This is a genomic window from Methanovulcanius yangii (assembly GCF_018687785.1).
GTDB lineage: Archaea > Halobacteriota > Methanomicrobia > Methanomicrobiales > Methanomicrobiaceae > Methanovulcanius > Methanovulcanius yangii.
In genome coordinates, this window is record NZ_LTBL01000001.1 from 1,162,813 (window position 1) to 1,177,185 (window position 14,373).

The 14,373-nt window shown below is 60.1% G+C and carries 12 protein-coding genes and 1 tRNA gene; 2 read left to right on the forward strand and 11 right to left on the reverse strand.

The annotated features are described in order from the left end of the window. Positions 1-334: 334 nt before the first annotated feature. Genes AZH53_RS05890 through AZH53_RS05930 form a run of 9 tightly spaced genes read right to left on the reverse strand, consistent with a single transcriptional unit; the run spans position 335 to position 9,988 of the window. Positions 335-985, reverse strand: a complete 651-nt coding sequence (locus tag AZH53_RS05890) for a V-type ATP synthase subunit D (protein WP_319642592.1) — start codon at positions 983-985, stop codon at positions 335-337. Continuing rightward, positions 982-2,370, reverse strand: coding sequence for a V-type ATP synthase subunit B (locus tag AZH53_RS05895; RefSeq protein ID WP_319642593.1), 1,389 nt, complete (start codon positions 2,368-2,370; stop codon positions 982-984). The genes AZH53_RS05890 and AZH53_RS05895 overlap by 4 nt, the downstream gene beginning before the upstream one ends. Next, positions 2,367-4,130 (reverse strand): V-type ATP synthase subunit A, encoded by a 1,764-nt coding sequence (locus AZH53_RS05900; protein ID WP_319642594.1) that lies wholly within the window; start codon positions 4,128-4,130, stop codon positions 2,367-2,369. Before AZH53_RS05900 ends, AZH53_RS05895 begins: the two co-directional genes overlap by 4 nt. Continuing rightward, positions 4,127-4,438, reverse strand: coding sequence for a V-type ATP synthase subunit F (locus AZH53_RS05905; RefSeq protein WP_319642595.1), 312 nt, complete (start codon positions 4,436-4,438; stop codon positions 4,127-4,129). The genes AZH53_RS05900 and AZH53_RS05905 overlap by 4 nt, the downstream gene beginning before the upstream one ends. Continuing rightward, complete coding sequence (locus AZH53_RS05910) at positions 4,435-5,625, reverse strand: V-type ATPase subunit (protein WP_319642596.1); 1,191 nt, start codon at positions 5,623-5,625, stop codon at positions 4,435-4,437. The genes AZH53_RS05905 and AZH53_RS05910 overlap by 4 nt, the downstream gene beginning before the upstream one ends. Then, on the reverse strand, positions 5,618-6,214 hold the full coding sequence (locus AZH53_RS05915) for a V-type ATP synthase subunit E (protein ID WP_319642597.1): 597 nt from the start codon (positions 6,212-6,214) through the stop codon (positions 5,618-5,620). The genes AZH53_RS05910 and AZH53_RS05915 overlap by 8 nt, the downstream gene beginning before the upstream one ends. Further along, complete coding sequence (locus tag AZH53_RS05920; RefSeq protein ID WP_319642598.1) at positions 6,215-7,663, reverse strand: V-type ATP synthase subunit K; 1,449 nt, start codon at positions 7,661-7,663, stop codon at positions 6,215-6,217. It abuts the gene before it with no gap. Beyond that, positions 7,660-9,633, reverse strand: coding sequence for a V-type ATP synthase subunit I (locus tag AZH53_RS05925; RefSeq protein ID WP_319642599.1), 1,974 nt, complete (start codon positions 9,631-9,633; stop codon positions 7,660-7,662). The genes AZH53_RS05920 and AZH53_RS05925 overlap by 4 nt, the downstream gene beginning before the upstream one ends. Then, positions 9,617-9,988: a hypothetical protein gene (locus tag AZH53_RS05930; protein ID WP_319642600.1), complete on the reverse strand. Its 372-nt coding sequence runs from the start codon at positions 9,986-9,988 to the stop codon at positions 9,617-9,619. Before AZH53_RS05930 ends, AZH53_RS05925 begins: the two co-directional genes overlap by 17 nt. Positions 9,989-10,189: 201 nt before the next feature. Between AZH53_RS05930 and AZH53_RS05935 the strand changes: the two genes are divergently transcribed. Both AZH53_RS05935 and AZH53_RS05940 read left to right on the forward strand, forming a co-directional pair. Then, positions 10,190-10,264: transfer RNA gene (locus AZH53_RS05935), tRNA-Glu, on the forward strand. Positions 10,265-10,600: 336 nt separating this feature from the next. After that, a complete protein-coding gene (locus AZH53_RS05940; protein ID WP_319642601.1) occupies positions 10,601-12,376 on the forward strand; it encodes a dipeptidase in 1,776 nt (591 codons plus the stop codon). Positions 12,377-12,662: 286 nt separating this feature from the next. On the opposite strand, the gene AZH53_RS05945 is transcribed toward AZH53_RS05940, so the two are convergent. Together AZH53_RS05945 and AZH53_RS05950 are read right to left on the reverse strand one after the other, a co-directional pair. Continuing rightward, on the reverse strand, positions 12,663-13,562 hold the full coding sequence (locus AZH53_RS05945; RefSeq protein ID WP_319642602.1) for an endonuclease/exonuclease/phosphatase family protein: 900 nt from the start codon (positions 13,560-13,562) through the stop codon (positions 12,663-12,665). Between the two features lie 44 nt (positions 13,563-13,606). Continuing rightward, a complete protein-coding gene (locus AZH53_RS05950; RefSeq protein WP_319642603.1) occupies positions 13,607-14,317 on the reverse strand; it encodes a YkgJ family cysteine cluster protein in 711 nt (236 codons plus the stop codon). Positions 14,318-14,373: the final 56 nt, after the last annotated feature.

The window sequence follows — 14,373 nt, forward strand, 5'->3', positions numbered from 1 at the left end:
GTATTTATACATTTCATTTTGATACGATTCCGGGAAAATGGGGCAGGTATCGATGAAAACGGGAGACAGAAATGATGAGCGGATCCATAAGGAAGTCACCCATGGCGGCTGAAGGGCAATGCCGCGCAGACCTCTCCGGACAGGCAGGGATTGGGACAATTCAGTCGGTCTTCATCGTAAAACAGGATGTCGGTGTGTCCGGCGGGGCGTTTCGGGCGAGGGTGTCAGGTGGCACCTGCCGCCAGAAGGACGATGAGAATGAACCCTCCGGCAACAAGCGTCACAAACCCGCCCATCCGGAGCAGAAAATACAGGCGGGCGATCTCTTCCGGCTTCATGGGAAGAACTCCCCGGACCGGGTCCCTTTTGCCCGTTTTCTCCGGAAGATATCCTCACGCTCCATCTCCTCGAGATACCCGTCGATATACGCCGCCGTATCATAGAGGGAGGGGAGGAGGATGTTTGCCAGTGCATTGACCCTGCGTCGGGTGGTGGCAATCTGTTCTGCGAGGCGCACGAGCGATCCCTCAAGTTCGGCAAGCACCAGCGCAGCCCGGACCGCTTCCCCGCACGCACGGTACGCCTCATCGAGATGGGACGACGGGACGGCAAGCGGGTAACCGGGTTCATGGGCATCCCGAAGCCTGTCGGGAAGAGTCAGCGAGGGGACGGCCGTCCCCATCACCGTCTCGGTTCGCATTGCCACCTCTGCCACCGGTGGCGCCATGGAAAGCGCATCCTCAAGATCCCGGAGCCCCATGGCCATCCTGGCCCGCATGAGGGGAGGATAGGATCGCCCAAAGGCATCCTCCGCCTCCTTTCTCAGGGCATCCCGCCGGTCCCTGAGACGGAAAAATTCCATCACCATCGTATCCAGTTTTTCCTGAAGGAGTTCATGCCCCTTCTCCGCGACGACAATGCGCTTGCGGATCTTCAATAGCTCGATACGTGTCGGGCGCGTCCCCGGGATGATCTGCCGGCTCACTCCTCCTCTCCCTCCCGGTACCTGTCTATCAGTGCCGGGTCAATCCGGTTGAGCTCCTCTGGTGGAAAGAGCCGGAAAAGGTCCCACGCAGCATCCAGCGACTCGCGAATCGTCCGCCCCCGTGCAATTCCCTGACCAACAAACTCCTCCTCAAACCGTTCGGCAAATGTGAGATATCGCCGGTCGGCCTCCGATAGGCCCTCCTCGCCGATCACGGTCACAAGGCTCTCCAGCCGCCTGCCCTTCGCATAGGCGGCATACAGCTGATCAGAGACACTGCCATGGTCTTCGCGGGTCTTTCCCGCCCCGATTCCCCCGGACATCAGGCGGGAGAGAGAGGGAAGGACATCGATGGGGGGATAGATGCCCTTGCGGTGGAGGTCACGGGAGAGAACGATCTGCCCTTCCGTGATGTACCCGGTCAAATCCGGTACCGGGTGGGTGATGTCATCGTCCGGCATCGAGATGATGGGAAGCTGGGTGATCGACCCCGTTCTCCCGTGAATCCTTCCTGCACGTTCGAAGATGGAGGCGAGATCGGTATACATGTACCCGGGATATCCACGCCGTGCCGGGACTTCATCGCGGGCCGCGGAGACCTCTCGCAAAGCCTCGCAGTAGGCGGTGATGTCCTGCAGGATGACGAGCACATGCATCCCGAGATCAAAGGCCAGGTACTCTGCGGCGGTAAGTGCCAGGCGCGGTGTGATGATCCGCTCGATGGCCGGATCGTCCGCCCGGTTGATGAAGACCACCGCATGGCCAAGCGCACCGGTCTCTTCGAATTCATTCAAAAAGAAGCGCGCCTCTTCGTTGGTGATCCCCATCGCCCCGAAGACAATGGCAAACTCCTCATGATCCCTGAGTACCCGGGCCTGACGGGCAATCTGTGCGGCCAGACTTGAGTGCGGCAGCCCCGCCCCCGAAAAAATCGGCAGTTTCTGCCCCCGCACGAGGGTGTTCATCCCGTCGATCGCGGATATCCCGGTCTCGATACAGTCCTCGGGGAAGGCACGGGCGGTCGGGTTGATGGGCGACCCGGAGATGTCCATGACTTTTCCCGGGATGACCGCGCCCCCCCCGTCCGCCGGTGCTGCCGACCCGTCGAAGATCCTCCCCAGGATCTCGGGGCTTACCACCATCCGAAGAGGTTCGCCGGTAAAGCGGACCGAGGTGATGTCGGTGTCAAGATCCCGCGTCCCGCCGAATACCTGAATCACAGCAACATCCGTGCGGCTCTCGAGGACCTGTCCGAGCCTCTTCTCCCCGTCCGGCAGCCGCACCTCCACCACCTCCCCGTAGGCGGCGTCACCGACCCCCGAGACCGCCATCAGCGGACCCGACACACGGGCGACCGAGGTGTATTCACGTGCAGGCGAGGTCATCGACTCCCTCCTTCCCCGGCGCCAAACGCCGAAGCCATCTCACGTTCGGTCTCATCAACATACCCCTCGAATTCATCGTTGGGAACCGTTCCGAGACGGGCGAGGCGTGAGGTGACCGGAAGCGCCCGTATCTCTGCGACGGTCTTTCCCCGGGCGACCGCCGCTCTCCCGAACCTGGCATAATCCGTGATGAGCTGCATCATGGCGTACTGCTTTTCCGGCGGGCAGAACGTATCGACCGGGTCGAACGCCGATTGCATGAGAAACCACTCCCGGATAATCTCCGCGACATGCAGCGACAGTTTGTCATCCTCGGGAAGTACATCCGGGCCGACGAGGTGTACGATCTCCTCCAGTTCGCTCTCCTTCTGTAAAACCGCCATCATTGCACCCCGCATCGCATTCCATTCCTCCCCGCCGCGGCCTTTCCACCATTCCTGGACGTCGTCGGGATAGAGGGAGTAGGAACTTAGCCAGTTAATCGCCGGATAGTGGCGTGCATGCGCAAGATCGGCATCCAGCGCCCAGAAAACCCGGACAACACGCAGCGTGTTCTGGGTGACTGGTTCGGAGAAGTCCCCGCCGGGCGGAGAGACCGCCCCGATGACCGAGACAGAACCCGATTTCCCGGACGGCCCATGCACACGGACCTTTCCGGCGCGCTCATAGAATCCTGCAAGCCGGGAGGCAAGATATGCGGGATACCCGTGTTCACCCGGCATCTCTTCCAGCCGCCCTGAGATCTCCCGCATCGCCTCGGCCCACCGGGAAGTGGAATCCGCCATCAGGGCTACGTCATAGCCCATATCGCGGTAATACTCCGCGATGGTTATGCCGGTATACACCGAGGCCTCACGGGCGGCAACCGGCATGTTCGAGGTGTTGCCGATGAGAATCGTCCTGTCCATCAAAGGGTCGCCGCTCCGGGGGTCGGTGAGGGCGGGGAACTGCCGGAGCACATCCGCAAGTTCGTTGCCCCGTTCCCCGCACCCCACGTAGACAATGATATCGGCGTCCGACCATTTGGCGAGCTGGTGCTGAACCACGGTCTTTCCCGCCCCGAAAGGACCGGGGACGGCAGCTGTTCCGCCTTTTACGATGGGGAAGAAGGAATCGATGATCCGCTGCCCGGTGACCAGCGGGGTATCGGGACGGAGTTTCTCCGCAAAGGGTCGCGCAACCCGAACAGGCCAGCGACGCATCATGGAAAGGGGCACCTCCGTTCCTCCTGCGGTGAGAACGCCAGCAACCTCTTCGGTTATTGCATACCTTCCGGAACCGGCGACGGTCGTAAAGACCCCCGCTATTCCGTGGGGAACGAGTATCGGGTGTTCGAACCGTCCCTCGGCCACCGTCCCGACGATGGTCCCGGGGACCGCCTTTCCGTCGGCTTCGGCGAGGGGAGTGAATTCATACCTCCGTTCGCGGTCGAGGGCAGGAAGCGATGCGCCGCGGATGATGAAGTCCCCCATCTCATCGCGGAGAACCTCAAGGGGACGCTGTATTCCGTCATAGACCATGCCCAGAAGACCGGGTCCGAGTTCGACGGAGAGGGGCGCTCCGGTCCGTTCCACCGGTTCACCGGGGCCGATGCCGGTCGTGTCCTCATACACCTGAATCGTTGCCACATCACCGGCAAGCCCGATGATCTCGCCGATGAGGGCGTCCGTTCCTGCACGGACCACTTCATACATCCGGGCACCCCGCATTCCGTCCGCTTCCACGACAGGGCCGGTGATCCGGATGATCCGTCCGGTCACCTCCTCACCCCCGGCATATGTCTGCCCGCCACCTTCCGGACCGCCCGTGTAACCGCATCCTCACCATGAACCGGGCCTGACGGCCCGGGTATGCCGATAATGACCGGGTATGCCCCCCGTAACGGAGGCAGCGAAATTTCCGTGAGGTACCGATCAAGCACGAGAACGATAGCCGTCTCCTCATCCGCGAGCACCTCTTCAAGGGCATGTTCTGCGTCGGTTATGTCAGTACAGGTAATTGTGTGGGCGATTCCGCCCGCCAGGCAGGCAGAGGTTGTCATGCGGTCACCAATAGCAATGATCTTCATTCTTCCTTCTCCTCCAGAACCAGCACCTCTTCAATCTCCTCCGGCGATAGGCCCGCCTCCACTCCGTTTGCAATGGCCCGCATATTCTGCGACTCATACCTGAGGGCGACCAGATACCGGAGGAGAGGCCCGCTTTCGAGGTGATACTGGTTTGACACCGCCCGGACGGCATTCAGAAGACAGCGGTCAAGGGCCGCCTCCATCACGGGGATATTCTCATCACGGATTGCATCCGGCCGTTCGGAGAGATCCGGTTCATACTGCGTTCCTGCAAGGCTCGATACGAGATCCGGGAGAGATCCCGCACGTCGGGCGCGCTGGAACCGTTCCCCGATGAGTTCGAACCCGCCGTCAAAGATCAGGTGGTGGTCGGTCCGTTCCCTCTCCATCCCGAAGGCAAGGGCCCGGGCAAGCACACGGATGTTGGCGACGTCGACCAGTCGTCCGGCAACTTCGGTCACCGGCGGAGCAAGGGAGATGTCGACCTCTCGTGCGGCAAGTGAGAGATTTCTCATGCCTGCCCGGTGGAGATGAGTGGAGAATACGGAGATATCCCCTGCTGCCTCCTTATACACCTCAGCCAGCAGTGGTCCGAACGGCGCTGAGGAAAAACGGCTTATCGCATCATCGGGTCCTGCGGCATGCACCGCCTTGCGTATCATTTCAGGGGTCAGGGGACCGGCAGGGGAAGCCCGCCGCTCAAGGTCGGCCGGGGAGACGCCCCGTGCTTTTGCGGACATGATCCATCCCGCTTCTCCCGCAAGGAGCATCTCCGTATAGGCCCTGAAGAAGTGTCGGACACTGTCAGGAACGTTCTCCGAGAGACGTATCATCGAATGGTAATAATGGCTGCGAATGGACTGTTCCGCCATATCGATGTCCATCTCCGCTGCCGGGGAGAAGGGATGGCCCGCCGTCCTGAAACGGTCAAAGAGGTCGTGGAGGGTGTGCGCCTCGAGAACGACATTCACGGTTTCCCGGTCGACCATGGGATTGCCGATTGCCCGGACGCGTGCATCCGGGCGGGCGAAGGCAGCGATGTTCAGGATTACCTGAAAATATCCAGCCGATGCAGCGATCAACAGGGCGATGAGGACTGCGATCACGAGGGCAACCACCAGAAATGCCGACCCGTCGCCACCACCAAGCAGGCCTGCAAACATCATGTCAAGTGTGCTGTCAGTCATCGTCACCAAAGAGTATCCGCGCCGTTTCCCGGGTCAGGCGCTCCCGCATCCGCTCACATCGTGCAGAGAACCGCTGGTCACACCGGTGAGCACCCCGTGTGACGACGACGCCCCCGCTCCCGCGGTCCGGCGTCTTCTCCCGGAGAACCTCCGCTACAATCTCCGGGAACTCCTCAAGGGCGCCATGTGCTGCCGTCTCGTCTTCTTCCCGGAAGAGAACCCGCACATCACCGGGACCGACGATCTCCCGCCCTTCGGCGATCAGTCGCTCAAGAACTGCCCGATAGGCGGGCAAACCCGGGAGGGCGGATAGGTCGCGGTGTGCTCCGGCAAAACATTGTGTGATCCCGGATTCGCGTGCCTCACGAATCCCTGTTCGTGCATTCAGATGCGCCAGGGCAAGGATCTTTCTGCGCCGGGCCTTTGCCTCGCGTTCCGCGGCTTCAAGGATGGCGGCATATTCCCTGGTGGCGGCAATGTTCCCCTCGCGACGAATCCGGGCCTCTTCATCCGCGGCCTCACGGCAGATCCGTTCCACTTCAGCAGCCGTATCGGCACGGATTCGTGCGATGATCTCCTCCACCCCCACTTAGGCACCTCCAAAGAGGCCGATGCCAAACATGATAAGAACGGCCACAAGGAGCCCGAATATCGCAAACGTCTCGGCCATGACCGCAAAGACAAGGCTTGCACCCATGGCGTCCTGGCGCTGGGCCGTCGCTCCGATTCCGGAAGCGGCGGTCATCCCCTGCCCGATGGCTGAGAGACCTGCGAGGCCTACGGCAAATCCCGCACCGATGGAGGCGAGACCCGCCGCCGCCGTCGCGGTCACATCGCGGGTGATCATGCCGGTAAACGCCATGATGAGGATCGCAACCAGAAGGCCATAGATCGCCTGCGTCTCGGGAATCACCGTAAAGACCAGACCTTTCCCGAACATCTCCTCTTTTTCCGCCGTTGCGGCAATGCCCGCGGATGCGGCGATGCCCTGACCGATGGCCGAGATGCCGGCAAAGCCCACCGCAAACCCGCATGCGATGGCTGCAAACCCCGCGGCAAGGGTGGCGGTGACGTCACGCGTGATCATGCCCGTGAAGACCATGATGAGGATGGCAACGAGGAGACCATAGATCGCCTGCGTCTCGGGAATCACCGAGAATACGAGATTCTTCCCGAACGTTCCCTCATGCTCCGCGGTGGTCGCGGTACCCGAAGCGGCCGCAATGCCCTGACCGATGGCCGAGATGCCGGCAAGGCCGACGGCAAATCCACACCCGATGGCTGCAAATCCGAGGGCGATATCCGCCGTCGGCGAGCCTGCGATCATCCCGGTGAACGCCATGATCAGGATGGCGATCAGGAGGCCATATATGGCCTGCGTCTCCGGTATGACCGAAAATATCAGGTTCTTCCCGAAACTCTCCTCGTGTTCGGCGGAGGCCGCCGACCCCGCGGCGGCGGCTATGCCCTGACCAATGGCAGAGAGCCCCGCAATACCCACTGCAAGGCCGCACCCGATGGCAGCAAGCCCGGTCGCCTCCGTTGCGGTGGAGTCCCCCGTCAGAAGTCCGGAAAACGCCATGATCAGGATGGCAACCAGAAGACCATAGATCGCCTGTGTCTCGGGAATCACCGCAAATATCAGGCTTCGCCCCATCGCTGAATCGTGTTCCGCCGTGGCGGCGATGCCCGCCGATGCCGCAATGCCCTGACCGATGGCAGAGAGGCCTGCAATTCCCGTCGCAAGCCCGGCGCCCACCGCCGCCAGCCCGAGGGGGAGCGGGACGCTCCCTCCGTCACCACCGATGACACCCGTCGAGAGGAGGATGAGAACCGCAATCAGGAGGCCGTACATCCCCTGCGTCTGCGGTACCGCCTGGAAGACAAGGGCACGCCCGAACTTCTCCGGCCGAATGGCAATGACACCCGCTCCCGTGGCACCGGCTATCCCGACACCGATGCCGGACCCGATGGCAGAGAGGCCGACCGCGAGGCCTGCCCCAATCACTGCAAGAATGAGCCCCGCATCGACCGTCATCTGCTCCCTCCCGGGGGTTCGGTGACCTTGCGCCGTGCAGCGAAGGGTGCAAACGCCCGCCCGCCGGCGGTGAAGAACCGGCCGAAGAATTCCACATACTGGAGGCGCAACGCATGGATGAATCCCCCAAGGGACTGGAGAATCAGGTTGGCCGCATGACCGACAACGGCGAAGATGACACCCACGATAACGAAGACCGGTCCGATGCCTGCAATCATCCCCGAGAGGGTGTTGATCATCATCGCAATCCCGCCGGTCGCAAGGGCGAGGGCGAGGATACGGGCATAGCTGAGCCAGTCGCCCAGGTACCCGGTGATGGAGAAGAACCCAAGGGGGCCCTCGTTCACCATAATACCGCCGATGCCGAGGGCGGCACCGGCCCAGGCAGCCGTCATGACCGGCGGGGAGAACGTGCCCCATCCGAAGAACGAGAGGATCAGGACCGCTGCGGAGGGCTGAAGACAGAACCATGTACCCTCCTCGAGGAGCATCGCACGCACTTTCCCTTCCCGAAGGTGTTCGGCAGCCGCAATACAGAGCCCGAGGTTGAGATGTGCAATCCCTATGGCAAGGGCGATGATGAGGATTGAAAGCGGATCTTTCAGAGGTTCGATGAGAGTTCCGGGGAGGGTTACCCCAAAGACCCTCGGGAGGAGATCGCCGAAGAAACTCCCCATCAGAAGGCCGAAGACGGTCCCGGCGATACCGCATGCGATGAGGACGATTGCCAGGTCACGCACGGTACCGGGCGCATGCCCGGCCCCTCGGAGAAGAAGGGCGGCGATGAGAGCGAGAAGGATGCCGTATCCCGCGTCGCCGAGCATCAGACCGAAGGTGAGGACGAGAACCGGCGCAAGAAACACCGTCGGGTCCACCTTTCCATATTCCGGCATTCCGAACATCGTCGTGAGAAAGCCGTACGGGGCCAGCCATCGGGGATGATCGAACGCCGCGGGCACATCATCTCCCGTTGCAGGCACCGTGGTGCAGAATGCAAGCCCCGCCGACGAGGAGGAACAGAGCGCAGTAATCCGGGGGATGTCCTTTTCCCGGGCCCATCCTTCCAAAACCGTGATGGTCTCCGTCTTTCCGAAGAGCGGGGCTGCGTCTTCGCGATCCCGTATGATCGCCAGCTCCTCCGCCATCGCCCGCAGCGGCACAAGGTGGGTAGCTGCCATGGCGGAAAGCGAGGAGTGTATTCGCTCCTGCTCTTTCCGAATTCCGCCCCGTTCCTCCCTGACAGCTGCTATCCCCTCTTCGGCCGAACCGGTTGCCGTTTCCGGAACGAATTCATGAAATGCAATGGCCCGGAGCACCGCATCCAGTTTCTGCGAGGCATCGGGATGGGCGATCGTCACGACAGTCGTCGGGCGGTCACCCACCCCGCAGACGGTAGCAGCCGTTGCGAGGTCAGGTACGTTCTCCAGCAAATGTGCCTCAATATCCGCACATTCTCCGTCCGGGATGATGCCCGCCCGCACCTCCACAAGTTCGGCGGCCTTCAGCCATCCCGGTTCGATACCAAAGGGCGTCAGCAGCCGGAGCATCTCCTCTTCCTCATCGAGCCGCGCCATACGTTCACCGAGGGCAATGTCGCGGGAATGCAGGGAGAGAATCGTGGAGACCGGTTCCCTGAACCGCTCCGCCTCTGCAAGAACCGACGGTGCATCGATGCCGGTGAACGATGTCCTCTTCATTTCTCCCCGGCCAAAGAGGGCTGTTATCGGATTCGGTTCCGGGATCACGGATTCGAGGATCTCGATCGCCCGGTCCAGACGCGAACGGACCTCTGCAATCTCCGGGACCGATGCTGAGCGGGGAACAGGACGGATAAGAGTTCCCGGGTCCCGGGTCCCGGTTACGGGCTGCAGTTCGATGACACCGGCCTCGTGCAGGGCGGCCACCATCTCATCCCTCGCAGCAGCATGCACCCCGGCGGTGACCCGAACCATCCTAGCGGTCCTGAACATTCCCGGTCACCTCCGCCACCACATAGGCCACCGCTTCATCGAGACGGGCCTCGATCGCCGCCAGGATGGCCGCTTTCTTCACCTGTGCCTTTGCGAGGATCTCCTCCCGCTCGCTTCCCGCCTCCGCCTCGGCGGCAGATATCAGGGCGGCCGCCTCGGATGCCGCCTTCTCCCGTGACGCCTTTGCGGCATTTTCCATTTCCATGCGTGCATCATTCAGACGGGTGTCGGCCTCCCGACGCGCCTGTTCGATTGACGCAAGTGCCTCTGTCTCTGCCTCCTGTATCCGGGCTATCTCCTGAAACGGCACATCGGTCCCCTTTGTGTGATGATAACTCCGCCTCTGATAAAGCATTTGCCCCCGTTCACCCCTCTTGAACGGAACTTCCGGCTGACATCTTCCATATGAAAGCGATATCTCCGGATTATTACAGAAACAGGAATTGTTTCGCTGAGGAACCGGAGGGAACGGCAACCGGACGTTCGCCCACCTGCCGGAGCCAAATCCGCACATTTAAGTACCTTTATTCCCAATCTATGTAGGCACTACAACACTGCTGATATAGTGTAGTCCGGCCAATCATGCAGGACTCTCACTCCTGCGACTGGGGTTCGAATCCCCATATCAGCATTAAAACACTGTTTGAGCTCTTTTGTTGTTATTCGTTTAAATAAGAAGTTTTCAGGACTGTCATTTATTTTCCCGTATCCCATTGACCGTGCCCCCGGCCCGATGAATTCTCTCCCCGACGCTTACAAACCCGGTGTAGAGATATGCTGAAGGCCTTTGTCCGACTCTCCGTGAGGAATTCCAAACCTTCCTTTTCATAATGACAATTGGGACATCATAATACCCAATTCGGCCGGACAGCAATCCCGAAAGAGAAGACCCATCCTATTTATAGCGCTCCTCCGACATTCTACTATGCTCTGGACAGCCATACGGAATAGAAAAGGAATTCCCACTTTGTTGCTGATTCTGCTGATTCTCGCGACGCTCTCAGGAACCGCAGCAGCATGCACGGTATTCGCCGTCACCCCCGGTGCATCGGACGACGGGTCGATGTATGCGGGCCATACAAATGACGGTGTCGGATTCGACTGGAGACAACGCGACGATATCAGCCTGACCTATATTCCGGCTGCCGATCATGCACCGGGTGAGAAACGGGTCATCGTATTCGATCCCGTCAGCGGTTCCGATGCAGCCGGGCATTCGCAGGGCGATGGTTCCGCCCCTGTTCTCGGATACATCGATCAGGTGCCCCACACCTACGGATACTACACGGCGTCCTATGGCATGATGAACGAGCACCAGCTCCTCTCCGCCGAGTGTACCGAGTATGCCAAAATCCAGCTGGATGCCGAGGAGGGAAAGAGGATCTTCTATTCGTCCGAGCTCTCCAACCTCGCCCTCGAACGCTGCACGACCGCCCGTGCGGCAGTGGAACTGGTCGGAGAACTGATCGAGACGTACGGCTATTACGGCACCGGCGAGACGCTCATCTTTGCCGACCCGGAGGAGGCGTGGGTCATCGAGATGTGCTGCAGCCCCGACGGGACCGGCGGTCTCTGGGTCGCGCAGAGGATCCCCGACGGGGAGATTTTCGTGGCAGGCAACGAATTCCGGATTCGGGATGTCGTGCCGGGCGACCCCGACATGCTCTATGCAACCGACCTCTTCAAGGTAGCAGAAGAACACGGCATGTGGTCACCTGCTAACGGGACGTTCGACTGGCTGGAAGCGACCAGCTACGGCGAGTATTCCCACCCCTACTACTCACTCATGCGGGTATGGAGCATACAAAACCGGCTCGCACCCTCGCTGAACCTCAGCCCGTATGTCGGGAACTCCTACACACGGGCACTTCCCTTTACCATCGAACCGGATGAGAAGGTCAACATCACGACAGCCCTCTCCATCTTCAGGGATCACTACGAAGGAACGGAATTCGACCTGACGACAGGCATCGCCGCAGGTCCCTTCGAGAACCCGTACCGTTACCTGGGACCGGCCGATGCACACACCGATTTCCAGAATGCATCATACATCGAAGTTCGGGCCGGGGCAAACCCGCGGCCGGTTTCCGCAATATTCTGTTCCTACAGTTATGTTGCACAGGCACGCTCCACACTTCCCGACCCGGTCGGCGGCGTCCTGTGGTTCGGTCCGGCGGTCGCCTATGAAACCGTCTATGCTCCGATGTACGCAGGTGCAGAGAACGTCTCCTCGTCCTATCTCATCGGCAACAGGACGCAGTACGACCCCGATGCCGCCTACTGGACGTTTGACTTCGTGACAAACTGGGCAATGCTCCGCTATGACGCAATGATTGTGGATATACAGGCACAACAGTCGGAACTGGAATTACAATCCATTGAAGCGATCCAGGTGACCGATCAGGAGGCGGCAGCCCTCATTGCAGACGGCGATGACGACGGTGCACGACGTCTCCTTACCAATTTCACCGTGCAGAGGGGCGATGAGATCATCGATGAGTGGCAGCGCCTGACGGGAATGCTCATCGTCAAATATTCAAACGGCCTGATCACCGACCCGGCGACCGAAGAGGTCGACGAACCCGGCTATCCTGCATGGTGGTACCAGGAAGCGGAATACCAGTACGGTCCACGGGTGTACGATCTCGAGGCACTCCGGGAGACGCCGGGTCTGAACTATACCGGCCAGACGGTGTGGGTTCCAAAAAATTCATCCTTTGAAGAGATTGTCGGCCTTCTCTGATATTCGGTTCGTACCGGCGAACATCTCTTTTTTTCGAAATATCCGCCCTGCGATGACATCGTTCCAGTGATGAACACCGGGTCAGGCATCGTCTGCAGATGATGAAACCGAAAAAATAGGTAGGATGGTTTGGTGTGGAATGAAAGCTTCTCATACGGGAGGAACATGTCGCGGTGTATTCCCCTCGCATGCGGAGGTGTTGAATGGGGGGCGTCCTCCTCCCCATTTTACCATCTGTCCTTCCCCATATGAACAGGGGCCAGGGAGGGTGAAAGTAAACGAAGAACTAATCAGCAAATACCGCATAGACCGGATAATGGTCGGAGACCGCTGATGTCAGGCCAGCGTCGAGGCCGTACGTCAGATCGAACCGGTCGACCCCTTTGCTCCCCGTATACCCGTCGAGGAGGAGGCTGTCCGTGATAACGATGCGGTCGTAGGTGCAGTCCGTAGGCCCAGTCGTCGTATCCATATCATTGGTGATGAGCCAGGTGTACCCCGACGCCCTCAGGGAAGGATATGTCTCCTCATCGAAATACACCCCGTCGGCATTGAAGTCGCCCATGACGATCACATCCTCTTCGCCGCCGAATGCCTCCATGGCCCACGGTACGACCTCTGCCAGGGCATCAATCTCTTCTTCCGCCTCATCAGGGTCTGTGTGGACGGTGATAAGAACTGCGGTAAATGCCCCCTCACGGCTGGAAAAGTAGGCGGCGTAGGGTTCACGATGGAATACATCGCCTTCCGGTTCGGGATAGGTCTGCGGGGTGCCGATGAGCCAGCATGTCTGCGTGTCATAGAAGTAGGCATACTGCTCCTTTGAAACCGTCCGCCCGAGACGATCGCTTGCAACATACGCATAGGCCGACCCGTCGCTGTTCACCTCTTCGAGAAGCGCAGGGAGTGCCGTCCCCGTACTGTCACGTATTTCCTGGATTGCAATGATATCATAGGACCGTATGACATCCCCCAGCACATCCATCACCTCTTCTTTCGCGGCTTTCGTCGTTCCGAAGACCTGAACATTGAAGGCACCGACCTTCAGGCCGTCATCGTCTCCATTCCCGCCATGGGCGGGGAGGAAGACCATGAAATCCCACTGAACGGTGAGAATGACAACTACCCCGAGCACCAGCAGAACAAATTTCACCAGCGTTCCCGTACGGGACCCTTTTTTCCCCATAATCATTCCACACTCCTTTTGCCCTGTGTCAATCAACACCGGTGTCAGTAATCATATTTCGAGACGCAGTGATCGAAGAACTGTCCCTGGTGATAGACCCGCACCCGGACTTCCGTTCCCTTCTCGAATTCCCGCATATTCATGTCGAACGTCCGCCGGATATGGCGAAGGCCGTTCTCCTCGAAGTACACTGCAAGAGCATCAAAGAACCGGATCTCCTGTTCGAGATACGCCGTCTCATAGGCAACCGTCTCCGCTGCGATACGCCGGCACTCCTCGTCGGGAATCGGGTTGTGATAAGTCCCGTGCTCGTTGAGGCCGCTAATCAGGCGCCAGTCATACGCCCCGTCCTCCCCGGTCTCCCGGTGAAGCATGTACGGGTAGACCCGGCAGATGGAGAAGCGCCGGTCATAGATCCGGCATCTTCCCTCGTCGTCAAGGAAGATGCACCTGCCGTCTTCACGGGTCCTGAGCGCATATCCGGAGACATAAAACGTCCCGTTCTGGTCGCAGGCCTCATAGTAGGGGGCCGGCACCAGGGACGCAGGGTCGATCTCCTGTGCCCGGACGGCATCCTCCTCCAGCAGGAAGACATGATCATTGAACGCCCGGGTGCAGCAACGGCTGCAGCAGTCGCATCCGAAGCCTATCTCGGCCACCGCCCCGACGAACTCTTCGACAGGATACGCCCTCAGGGCATCAAGCTCCTCTGCATAGTGGTCCCTCTGCCGGTACAGGTACTGGTTCCTCGACATTCCTCTCGCCCCCCTCTTCCTTATACAGATACTCCACTCCCTCCTTGAATATTGTG

Excerpts from the sequence above, each read along its gene's own strand:
- AZH53_RS05895 (WP_319642593.1), bottom strand. The coding sequence starts at position 2,370 with ATGACCTCGCCTGCACGTGAATACACCTCGGTCGCCCGTGTGTCGGGT.
- AZH53_RS05905 (WP_319642595.1), bottom strand. The coding sequence starts at position 4,438 with ATGAAGATCATTGCTATTGGTGACCGCATGACAACCTCTGCCTGCCTG.
- AZH53_RS05910 (WP_319642596.1), bottom strand. The coding sequence starts at position 5,625 with ATGACTGACAGCACACTTGACATGATGTTTGCAGGCCTGCTTGGTGGT.
- AZH53_RS05920 (WP_319642598.1), bottom strand. The coding sequence starts at position 7,663 with ATGACGGTCGATGCGGGGCTCATTCTTGCAGTGATTGGGGCAGGCCTC.
- AZH53_RS05925 (WP_319642599.1), bottom strand. The coding sequence starts at position 9,633 with ATGTTCAGGACCGCTAGGATGGTTCGGGTCACCGCCGGGGTGCATGCT.
- AZH53_RS05930 (WP_319642600.1), bottom strand. The coding sequence starts at position 9,988 with ATGCTTTATCAGAGGCGGAGTTATCATCACACAAAGGGGACCGATGTG.
- AZH53_RS05945 (WP_319642602.1), bottom strand. The coding sequence starts at position 13,562 with ATGGGGAAAAAAGGGTCCCGTACGGGAACGCTGGTGAAATTTGTTCTG.
- AZH53_RS05950 (WP_319642603.1), bottom strand. The coding sequence starts at position 14,317 with ATGTCGAGGAACCAGTACCTGTACCGGCAGAGGGACCACTATGCAGAG.